Genomic DNA, 11,562 nt, shown 5'->3' on the forward strand with positions numbered 1-11,562 from the left:
GAGCGAGCCCCATGGCCACTGACAACGAACTCCGCGACGCCCTGAAGTGGGTCACCGCGGATCTGCACAAGTCGCGGCGCCGGATCAGCGAGCTGGAGGCACAGCGCGACGAGCCGGTGGCCATCGTCGGCATGGCCTGCCGCCTGCCCGGCGGCGTGCGCTCGCCCGAGGACCTCTGGGAGCTGGTGCACACCGGCACGGACGCGATCGGCGGGTTCCCGACCGACCGCGGCTGGCCGCTCGACCAGCTCTACCACCCCGACCCGGACCACCCCGGTACCTGCTACGTCCGCGAAGGCGGCTTCCTGCACGACGTCGCCGACTTCGACCCGGAGTTCTTCGGGATCTCGCCGCGCGAGGCCGTCGGGATGGACCCGCAGCAGCGCCAGCTGCTGGAGACGTCGTGGGAGGCGCTGGAACGGGCCGGCATCGACATCACCGGCCTGCGCGGCAGCCGCACCGGCGTCTTCGCCGGCATCTCCCAGCAGGACTACGCGCTGCTGCTGGCCGCGGCACCGGACGGCCTCGACGGGTACGCGTCCACCGGCACCTCCAACAGCGTGGTCTCCGGCCGGCTGTCCTACGCGCTGGGGCTGGAGGGGCCGTCGGTCACCGTGGACACCGCCTGCTCGTCGTCGCTGGTGGCGCTGCACCTCGCGGTGCGCGCGCTGCGCAACGGCGAGTGCGACCTGGCCCTGGCCGGCGGCGTCACCGTGATGTCCACGACCGCGGCGCTGGTGACCCTGTCGCGGCAGCGGGCGCTCGCCCCGGATGGCCGGTCCAAGGCGTTCAGCGACGACGCCGACGGCACCGGCTGGGGCGAGGGCGTCGCGGTGCTGGCGGTGGAGCGGCTGTCCGACGCGCGGCGCAACGGGCACCCGGTCGTCGGGCTCGTCCGAGGCACCGCGGTCAACTCCGACGGCGCGTCCAACGGCCTGACCGCACCCAACGGGCCGTCGCAGCAGCGGGTCATCCGCGCCGCGCTGGCCGACGCCAAGCTGGCCGCCAGCGACATCGACGTGGTCGAGGCGCACGGCACCGGCACCAAGCTCGGCGACCCGATCGAGGCGGACGCGCTGCTGGCCACCTACGGGCGCACCCGCGCGGCCGACCGCCCGCTGTGGCTCGGCTCGGTGAAGTCCAACATCGGCCACACCCAGGCCGCCGCCGGCATCGCCGGGGTGATCAAGGTGGTCCAGGCGATGCGGCACGAGACGCTGCCGCGCACGCTGCACGCGGAACGGCCGTCGTCCTTTGTGGACTGGTCGGCCGGGGCGGTGCGGCTGCTGCAGGCCGAGCGCGAGTGGCCGGCCGACGGGCGCCCGCGCCGGGCCGGGGTGTCGTCCTTCGGCATCAGCGGCACCAACGCCCACGTGATCGTCGAGCAGGCCCCCGCCCCGGCGGACGACGCGGGGGCGGAGCCCGCGGCCGCGCACCCCGGCGGGCCACTGCCGTGGGTGCTCTCCGCCCGCTCCGAGCCCGCCCTGCGCGACCAGGCCCGGCGGCTGCTCGCCCACCTCGCGGACCGGCCCGAGCACTCGCCGGCCGACGTCGGGCTGTCGCTCGCGGTCACCCGCACCGCGCTGGAGCACCGGGTCGCCGTGCTCGGCGCCGACCGGGACGACCTGACGTCGCGGTTGACGGCCTTCGCCGACGCGAGCGGCGACCAGACCGCGGGCGAGGACCCGGACGTGATCACCGGCGTGGCCACGCCCGGCCCGGTCGTGTTCGTCTTCGGCGGGCAGGGCGGCCAGTGGCCAGGCATGGCCCGCGAACTGCTGGAGCAGTCCCCGGTCTTCGCCGCCGAGGCCGCCCGCTGCGCCGAGGCCCTCGCCGAGTTCCTGGACTGGGACGTGCTCGGCGTGCTGCGCGGCGCGCCGGACGCGCCGTCGACCAGCCGCACCGACGTGATCCAACCGGTGCTGTTCACCGTCATGGCCGGCCTGGCCGCACTGTGGCAGCACGCCGGGGTCCGCCCGGCCGCGGTGGTGGGCCACTCGCAGGGCGAGATCGTCGCCGCGTACGTGGCCGGCGCGATCAGCCTGCGCGACGCCGCGCGCGTGGTCGCGCTGCGCAGCAAGGCGATGAGCCTGGTGGACGGCCGCATGGCGTCGGTGATGCTGAGCGCCGAGCAGACCCGGGAGCGGCTGGCCCGCTGGACGGGACGGCTGTCGCTGGCCGCCGTCAACGGGCCCACCACCTCGACGGTCGGTGGCGAGCCCGCGGCGTGCCGGGAGTTCGTCGCCGAGTGCGAGCGGGACGGCATCCGCGCGCGGGTCATCACGGGGGTGGAGACCGCGGGCCACTCCGTGCTGCTCGACCCGCTGCGGGACGGCATGCTCGACACGCTCGCCCCGGTCCGGCCGACCAGCGGCAGCATCGCCTTCTACTCCACGGTGGCCGGTGCCCTCATCGACACCGCCGGGTTGGACGCCGACTACTGGTACCGCAACGCCAGGCAGACCGTGCTGTTCGAGTCGGCCGTGCGGGCGCTGCTCACCGACGGGCACACGGTCTTCCTGGAGATCTCACCGCACCCGATGCTCGCCGTGCCGATCCAGCAGATCGTCGAGGACACCGGCCAGGCCGCCACGGCGTCGGGCACCCTGGTCCGGGACAGCGGCGGCGTGCGCCAGTTCCACCGGGCGCTGGCCCGCGCGTTCGTCCACGGCGCCACCGTCGACTGGGCGGCGCTCTTCCCCGGCGCGCGCCGCATCGACCTGCCCACGTACGCCTTCCAGCACCAGCACCTGTGGACCGCGATCCACGCCGGGACCGCGGACGCCGGCTCCCTCGGCCTGCGGCCCCTGGACCACCCCGTGCTCGGCGGCGCGGTGGTGCTGGCCGACGGCGACGGCGTGGTGCTGACCGGCCGGCTCGACCTGTCCCGCCAGCCGTGGCTGGCCGACCACCCGGTCGGCGACCGCGTGCTGTTCCCCGGCACCGGCCTGCTCGACCTGGCCGTGCTCGCCGGCGACCAGGTGGGCTGCGCCCAGGTGGACGAGCTGACGCTGCAGGTGCCGATGGTGCTCCCGGCCACCGGCGGACTGGACGTGCAGGTGCGGGTGGAGGCGCCCGGCGCGGACGGCACCCGCGAGTTCGGCGTCTACAGCCGGCTGCGCGACGAGACGACCGCGCTCGGCTGGACCCGGCACGCGTCCGGCGTGCTCACCGAGACCGCGGACGCTCCCGACGGCCAGGGGCTGACCGCGTGGCCGCCGGCGGGCCTGGCGGAGGTCGACGGCGCGACGCACTACGAGCGGATGGCCGCCGCCGGCTACGGCTACGGCCCCACCTTCCGGGGCTTGCGCCGGCTGTGGCGGGGCGACGGCGAGGTGTGCGCGGAGGCGGTGCTGCCCGAGGCCGCCCACCCGGACGCCGCCCGGTTCGGCCTGCACCCGGCGCTGCTCGACGCGGCCCTGCACGCGTCGTTCGTGCTCGGCGACGGCCAGGACGACGTCCGGCTGCCGTTCTCCTGGCGCGGCGTGCGCCTGCACGCCGGCGGCGCCACCCGGCTGCGCGTCCGGTTGACGCTGACCGGCCCGGACTCGGTCGCCGTCGAGGTCGCCGACGCCGCGGGCGAGCCGGTGCTGACCGCCGAGAACCTGGTGGTGCGCCCGCTCGGCAAGGCCGCCCTGACTCCTGCCAGGGACGAGGCACTGCACCAGGTGCGCTGGCCCGAGCTGCCCGCACCGGAGCAACTGGCCCCGGTCACCCGGGCGATCCTCACCGCGGGCGGTCCCGCGCTGCCGCCGGACGTGCTGCCCGACGCGACCGTCGCCACCGGCCTCGACGACCTGCTCGACCGCGTCGCCGACGCGGACCGGCCCGCGGACGTGCTCGTGCCCGCCGGGGGAGACGCGTCCTGGCCGCCCGTCCTCACCACGCTGGAACTGCTGCAGCGCTGGCTGGCGGAGCGCCGCTGCGACGACACCCGCCTGGTGTTCGTCACCACCGGCGCGGTCGGCACCGAACCCGAGGCGGGCGTCACCGACCTGTCCGGCGCCGGCGTGTGGGGCCTGCTGCGCTCCGCCCAGTCCGAGCACCCCGGCCGGTTCGCCATCGTCGACGTGGACGGCACGGCCGCCTCCTGGGCGGCGCTGCCCGCCGCACTGGCCACCGGTGAGGTGCAGGTCGCGATCCGCGCCGGCACACTGCGGGTGCCCCGGCTCGGCCGCTGGGACCGGTCGGGCGTCCTGCTCCCGCCGCCCGGCGAGACCTCCTGGCGGGTCGGGAACCGGCAGCCGGGCACCATCGAGGGCCTGGAGCTGGAGCCGTACCCGGGTGGGCTGGCCGACCTGACCGAGGGCCAGGTCCGGCTGAACATCCGGGCCGCCGGCCTGAACTTCAAGGACGTCGTGGTCGCGCTCAACCTGGTGCCCGGCCTGTCCGGGCTCGGTGGCGAGGTGGCCGGCGTGGTCACCGCGGTCGGCCCCGGGGCGACCCGGTTCGCGGTGGGCGACCGGGTGATGGGCCTGACCGCCGAGTCGCTCGGCCCGGTCGGCGTCACCGACGAGCGCCTGCTCGTGCCCATGCCGGCGGGCTGGACCTTCGAGGAGGCGGCGGCGATGCCGGTCGCCTTCCTCACCGCCTACATGGGCCTGGTCGACCTCGCCCAGGTCCAGCCGGGGGAGAAACTGCTGGTGCACGCGGCGGCCGGCGGCGTCGGCACCGCCGCGCTGCAACTGGCCAGGCACCTGGGTCTGGAGGTCTACGCCACCGCGAGCCCGGCCAAGCAGCAGCTGCTGCGCGACTGGGGGATCCCCGAGGAGCGCATCGCCAGCTCCCGCACCCTCGACTTCGAGGACGCCTTCCGGGCGGCCACCGGCGGCACCGGCGTCGACGTGGTGCTGGACTGCCTGGCCGGCGAGTTCGTCGACGCGGGCCTGCGGCTGCTCGGCGAGGGCGGCCGGTTCCTGGAGATGGGCAAGACCGACAAGCGCGACGCCGAGCAGGTCGCCCGCGACCACCCGGGCGTCCGCTACCGGGTCTACGACCTGATGGAGGCCGGCTACGACCGGCTCGGCGAGATGCTGGCCGAGATCGCCGCGCTGATCGCCCAGGGCGCGCTGCACCCACCGCGGGTCAACACCTTCGACGTGCGCCGGGCCCGATCCGCGTTCCGCGCCCTGAGCCAGGCGGCGCTGGTCGGCAAGGCGGTGCTGAGCGTGCCCCGGCCGCTCGACCCCGCCGGGACCGTGCTCATCACCGGTGGCCTCGGCATGCTCGGCTCGTTGCTGGCCCGGCACCTGGTCGCCGAGTACGGCGTGCGTCACCTGCTGTTGACCGGACGCCGCGGGCCGGACTCCGCGGGCGCGGCCGACCTCGTCGCCGACCTCGCCGCGCGGGGCGCCGAGGTCACGGTCGTCGCCTGCGACGTCACCGACCGGGAGGAGCTGACCGGCCTGCTGGGCTCGATCCCCGCCGAGCACCCGCTGACCGGTGTGCTGCACGCCGCCGGCGCGCTGCAGGACGGCCTGATCGAGACGCTGACCGTTGCGCAGACCGTCCGCGTGCTGCGCGCCAAGGTGGACAGCGCGCTGCTGCTCGACGAGCTGACCCAGGACCTCGACCTGGCGATGTTCGTGCTGTTCTCGTCGCTGGCCGCCACCATGGGCGGGCCGGGACAGGGCAACTACGCCGCCGCGAACGCGATGCTGGACGGGCTGGCCCAGCGCCGCCGTGCCACCGGCCGCGCCGCCCTCGCGCTGGCCTGGGGCTTCTGGGCGCAGCGCAGCGCGATGTCGCAGCACCTCGGCGACGGCGACCTGGCCCGGTTCAGCCGGGGCGGCGCCCTGCCGATCTCCACCGAGCAGGGGCTGGGCCTGTTCGACGCGGCGGTGGCCACCGGCCTGCCCACGCTGGTGCCCGCCCCGTTCGACACCGCCGCGCTGGCCGCCCAGGGCGACGCCCTGGTGCCGATCCTGCGCGGCCTGGTCCGACCGGTGACCCGCCGCCGCGTCAGCGCCGGCAGCACCGGCGCCGACGAGCGGTCACTGCGCGACCGGGTGGCGCCGCTGACCGCCTCCGAGCGCGACCGCGTGCTGCTCACACTGGTGCGCGCGAACGCGGCGACCGTCCTCGGCCACTCCGACCCGGAGGCGGTGAAGCCCACCAGCGCGTTCCGCGAGCTGGGCTTCGACTCGCTGACCGGCGTCGAGTTCCGCAACCGGCTGTCCACCGCCACCGGGCTCCGGCTGCCGGTGACGCTGGTGTTCGACCACCCCACCCCGCAGGAGCTGGCCCGCTACCTGCTCGGTGAACTGCTCGGCGTGGCCGACCCCGCGCCCTCGGCCGAGCCGCCCGCGCCGGTCGCCGCCGAGGACACCACCGGCGACCCGCTGGTCATCGTGGGCATGGCCTGCCGCTACCCGGGTGGGGTGGAGACACCGGACGAGCTGTGGCAGCTGCTGCTCGACGAGCGCGACGCCATCTCCGCCATGCCCACCGACCGCGGCTGGCCCGAGCGGACCGCCGGCGGGCAGAGGTTCGAGGGCGGCTTCCTGACCGACGTCGCCTCCTTCGACGCCGGGTTCTTCGGGATCACCCCGCGCGAGGCGCTCACCATGGACCCGCAGCAGCGGCTGATGCTGGAGGTGGTCTGGGAGGCGATCGAGCGGATGGGCACCGACGCCCGCACGCTGCGCGGCAGCCGCACCGGCGTGTTCATCGGCGCCTCCACCCAGGGCTACTCCGCGCTGTTCGACCCGGCGTCGGAGACCATGGCCGGCTACGGCGTGACCGGCCTGTCCGCCAGCGTGGTCTCCGGCCGCGTCGCCTACGTGCTCGGCCTGGAAGGCCCGGCCGTCACCGTCGACACCGCCTGCTCGTCCTCGCTGGTGGCACTGCACAACGCCGCGAACGCGCTGCGCGACCGCGAGTGCGACCTGGCCGTCGCGGGCGGCGTGGCGATCATCTCCAGCCCGTTCCTCTTCGACGACTTCGCCCGGCAGGGCGGCCTGGCCGTGGACAGCCGCTGCAAGGCGTTCGCGGCGGGCGCGGACGGCACCGCCTGGTCCGAGGGCGTCGGCGTGGTCATCCTGGAACGGCTCTCGGACGCCCGCCGCAACGGCCATCCCGTCCTGGCCGTGCTGCGGGGCAGCGCCATCAACTCCGACGGCGCGTCCAACGGGCTCACCGCGCCCAGCGGCGCCGCGCAGCGCCGCGTCATCCGGGCCGCGCTGGACCGGTCCGGCCTGCGTCCGTCCGAAGTGGACCTGGTCGAGGCGCACGGCACCGGAACCCGGCTCGGCGACCCGATCGAGGCCCAGGCCGTGCTCGACGTCTACGGCGGCGAGCGCGACACCCCGCTGCGGCTGGGGTCGCTGAAGTCCAACATCGGCCACGCGCAGGCGGCGGCCGGCATCAGCGGCGTGATCAAGGCCGTCCTGGCCCTGCGGCACGGCGTCATGCCGCGCTCGCTGCACCTGGACGAGCCCTCCCCGCACGTCGACTGGAGCGCGGGGCAGGTGCGCCTGCTCGCCACCGCCGAACCCTGGCCCGAGCTGGACCGCCCGCGCCGCGCGGCGGTGTCCTCGTTCGGCATCAGCGGCACCAACGCGCACGTCGTCCTCGAACAGGCGCCGGCGACCGAACCGGTGGACAAGGGCGAGCCGCTGCCGATGCCGTGGCTGCTCTCCGGCGCCAGCCGCCAGGCCCTGGCCGCGCAGGCCGGCCGGCTGCACGACCTGGTCGCGGCCGACCCCGAACTCGACCTCGACGACGTGGCGCACTCGCTGGCCACGACCAGGGCCGCGCTCGACCACCGGGCCGCGCTGCCGGTCACCGACCGGGAATCGGCCCTCGCCGCGCTCGCCGAACTGCGCGACGGCCGCGGGAAGGTGCGGGAGGCCGTCGACGGCGGGCTCGCCATCCTCTTCTCCGGGCAGGGCGCCCAGCGCGTCGGCATGGGAGCCGGCCTGCGCCAGCGGTTCCCGGTCTACGCCGAGGCCGTTGACGAGGTGTGCCGCCACCTCGACGACCACCTCGACCGGCCGCTCCGCGACGTGCTCGGCGACAGCGACCTGCTCGACCGCACCGCCTACACCCAGCCGGCGCTGTTCGCCGTCGAGGTGGCGCTCTTCCGGCTCCTGGAGAGCTGGGGCGTGCGCCCCGACTTCCTGCTCGGCCACTCGATCGGCGAGATCACCGCGGCCCACGTGGCCGGCGTGCTGAGCCTGCCCGCCGCGTGCCGCCTGGTCGCCGCCCGCGGCGCGCTCATGCAGGCACTGCCCGACGGCGGCGGCATGCTCGCCGTGGCACTACCCGAAGCCGAGGCGGCCGAGTTGGCCGGCGCGGGCGTGTCCGTCGCGGCCGTCAACGCGCCGAACGCCACGGTGCTGGCCGGCCCCGGGGCGGAGCTGGACCGGCTCGCCACGGCGCTGGTGGCCCGGGGCGTGCGGGTGCGCCGCCTCGCCGTCAGCCACGCCTTCCACTCGGCGCTCATGGAGCCGATGCTGGCCCCGTTCGCCGAAGTGCTGGCCGAACTCACCTTCACCCCACCGCGGTTGCCGATCGTCAGCAACCTCACCGGCGAGCTGGTCACCGCCGAGGAGATCACCGACCCGGCGTACTGGGTGCGGCACGCGCGCGAGACCGTCCGGTTCGCGGCCGGCGTTGACACCCTGCTGCGGGAGGACGTGCGGACCTTCCTCGAACTCGGTCCCACCGGCGTGCTCAGCCCGATGGTCACCGGCTGCCTCGACGCGACCGCGGCCGACGCCGAGTGCCTACCCGTGCTGGCCCGCGACGGCGACGAGCCGGCCCTGCTGCTCGCGGCCCTGGCCGCCGCGCACGGCCGAGGCGTCGCCGTCTCCTGGCCCTCGGTGCTGTCCGGCTCGGGTGCGCGCCGCGTGGACCTGCCCACCTACGCCTTCCAACGCGCCCGGTACTGGCCCGAGCCCGTCGGGACCGGCGAGCCGGGCCTGCCCGGCACCGGCCACCCGCTGCTCGCCGCCACCCTGCCCACCCCGGACGGCGACGTGCTCTTCGCGGGCGAGCTGGCCCGCGACCGGCAGCCGTGGCTGGCCGACCACGCCGTGCAGGAGACGGTCATCTTCCCCGGCACCGGCTTCGTCGAACTGGCCACCTGGGCCGGCGCCCGCACCGGCCGACCCACCCTCGCCGAACTGGACCTGCACAGCCCGCTCCCGCTGCCCACCGAGGGCGGCGTGCGGGTGCAGGTCGCGGTCGCGCCCGACGGCCAGGTGACCGTCCACTCCAGCGCCGACGGCCAGGAGTGGACCCGGCACGCCGAGGGACGCCTCGCCGAGCAGACACCACCACCCGCCGCCGAGCCCGGAGCGTGGCCGCCGGCCGACGCCACCCCCATCGAGGTCGCCACCACGTTCTACGACGACGCCGTGGCCGTCGGGTTCACCTACGGGCCGGCGTTCCGCGGGTTGACGGCGGCCTGGCGGCACGGCGACGACGTCCTCGCCGAGGTCACCCTGCCCACCGCGGCCGCGGGCGGCTACGGCGTGCACCCGGCGCTGCTCGACGCGGCACTGCACGCGCTCGCCTTCCGGCCCGGCGCCTCCGCCGGGAGCCGGCCGAAACTGCCGTTCGCCTTCGCCGACGTGACCGTCTGGCGCTCCGGGGCGACCGCGCTGCGCGTGCGCATCCGGGAGATCGGAACCGACACCGTCGCGGTGGACGCGTTCGACGCCGACGGGACGCCGGTCGCGCGCATCGGCTCGCTCACCCTGCGCGAGACCACCGGCGTGCGCCGCCACGACGACCTCTACCGCACCGACTGGGTGCCCGCGCCCGCCACCGACGCGCGGGCCGTGCCGCCCAAGGCCGTCACCGTCCTGCTCGACCCGTCCACCGACCCGCTCGACCCGGCCGCCACGCACGAACTGGTCGGGCAGCTGCTGCGGACCGTGCGCGACTTCGTCACCGAACCCGACGACGGCACCCGCCTGGTCGTGCGCACCGTCGACGCCACCTCCGACCGGCCCGACCTGGCGCACGCCGCGGCGTGGGGCGTGCTGTGCTCGGCGCAGCTGGAACACCCCGGCCGCATCGTGCTGGTCGACGTCGCCCCTGGCGAGCAGGCCGACGCGGCACGGATCGCGCTGCGCCTGGCCGAGTCCACTGGTCAGACCCAGGTGCGGCTGCGCGACGGCCGGGCCTGGGTGCCCCGGCTGACCCGGGTCACCGCCGAAACCGACGGACCGACGTGGCCGGCGAGCGGCACCGTGCTGGTCACCGGCGCGACCGGGATGCTCGGCACGCTCTTCGCCCGCCACCTGGTCGTGACGCACGGCGTGCGCGACCTGCTGCTGCTCAGCCGCACCGGCGAGCACGCCCCCGGCGCCGCCGAACTCACCCGCGAACTCGGTGAACACGGCGCCTCGGTCCGCTGGGTCGCCGGGGACGTGGCCGACCGCGAGACGCTGCGCGCGGCCCTCGACGCGATCCCGGCCGACCGGCCGCTGCGCGGCGTGCTGCACGTGGCCGGCGTGGTCGACGACGGGGTGATCACCTCACTCACCCCGGAACAGGTCGACCGCGTGCTGCGGGTCAAGGCCGACGCCACCCACCACCTGCACCAGCTCACCCAGGACGCCGAGCTGGCCGCGTTCGTGGTGTTCTCCTCGGCCGCGGGCACGTTCGGCTCGGCGGGCCAGGCCAACTACGCGGCCGCGAACGCCTACGCCGACGCCCTCTGCCGCCACCGCACCGCCCTCGGCCTGCCCGCCACCGCACTGGCCTGGGGCCCCTGGGCGGAGGCCGGCGGCATGACCGCGGCGCTCACCGACACCGACCGCAAACGCATCGCCCGCGCCGGCCTGCTCCCGTTCACGGCCGAGACCGGCGCCGACGTCTTCGACCGGGCCGTGGCCGCCGGGGACGCCACCCTGGTACCCATCCGGATCGACACGAAGGCCCTGTCGGGGCGGTCGGACGACACGACCCTGCCCGTGCTGCTGCGCTCGCTCACGGCGCCGAAGCCCACGCAGACCGCGGCCCCGGCGGCGGACCTCACGCGCCGTCTCGCGCCGCTGTCCCCGGCCGACCGGCTGACCACGCTCACCGACCTGGTGCGGGCCGAGGCGGGCGCGGTGGCCGGCCTGCCGCCCGGCGCGGGCATCCCGCCCACCAAGGCCTTCACCACGGTCGGGTTCGACTCGCTGATGGCGGTCGAACTGCGCAACCGCCTGGTCGACCGCACCGGGGTGCGCCTGCCGGCGACGCTCGTCTTCGACTACCCGACCGCGGCCGACGTGGCCGCACGCCTCGTCAGCGACCTCGACCTGGACGCGGCCGGGACGCCGGATCCGGTGCTCGCCGCACTGGACGGTCTGGAACGCGCCTGGCAGGACCGGGCTGTCGCGGACGGCGACCGCGCACTGGCCAGCCGCCTGCGGGTGCTGCTCGCCCGCGTCGAGCGCGACACCGGCAGCGCCGCCGACGACGCGTCGGACGGCGACGACGACCTCGGCTCGGCCGACGCGGCCCAACTGCTCGACCTGATCAGCGACGAGTTCGGCATTCGCTGACCCGGGGGCAGGCCACCCCGATCGTAGGGGTGGCCACCCGGACTTTGCGGGGGTC

Annotated in this window: 1 protein-coding gene; it reads left to right on the top strand. The window is 76.0% G+C overall.

All coding sequences use genetic code 11. The features are described from left to right. Positions 1-11: 11 nt before the first annotated feature. Positions 12-11,507: a type I polyketide synthase gene (locus LX83_RS36595; protein ID WP_253780503.1), complete on the top strand. Its 11,496-nt coding sequence runs from the start codon at positions 12-14 to the stop codon at positions 11,505-11,507. Positions 11,508-11,562: the final 55 nt, after the last annotated feature.

Origin of the sequence: Goodfellowiella coeruleoviolacea (assembly GCF_024171785.1) — a bacterium.
Taxonomy (GTDB): Bacteria; Actinomycetota; Actinomycetes; order Mycobacteriales; family Pseudonocardiaceae; genus Goodfellowiella; species Goodfellowiella coeruleoviolacea.